Here is a 378-nt window from a genome sequence, read left to right on the forward strand (position 1 = left end):
GATCGCTGCCTGCTCCTGCGGCGACAGCGTGTCCCAGATCTTCTTCGAGAACACCAGCACTTCCGGCGTCATCGCGTGCTGCGTCTCCGAGTAGTCGGGCGCCACCTCGAAGTGCTTGGTTTCCTCGTACGACGGCAGGTTGTTTTCCGCCGCGTCGACCAGGCCCGTCTTCAGCCCCGTGTACACCTCGGCGAACGGCATCGGCGTCGGCGTGCCGCCCATCGCCCTGATCTCGTCGACCATCAGGTCCGATGGTTGCACGCGCACCTTCAACCCCTTCATGTCCGCCGGCGTGCGCACCGGACGCTTCGCGTAGATCGAGCGCGCGCCGCTCTCGTAGAACGTCAGCGCGATCATCCCCTTCGCCGAAAACGCGTC

1 protein-coding gene is annotated in these 378 nt (G+C 65.3%); it reads right to left on the reverse strand.

Annotated features, from left to right (window positions below):
- Window positions 1-378, reverse strand: a 378-nt coding sequence (gene dctP, locus SB764_RS38625; RefSeq protein ID WP_410866555.1) for a TRAP transporter substrate-binding protein DctP, incomplete at both ends; no start/stop codon positions are given.

Origin of the sequence: Paraburkholderia sp. SIMBA_027, from assembly GCF_046535315.1 — a bacterium.
Taxonomy (GTDB): Bacteria; Pseudomonadota; Gammaproteobacteria; order Burkholderiales; family Burkholderiaceae; genus Paraburkholderia; species Paraburkholderia tropica.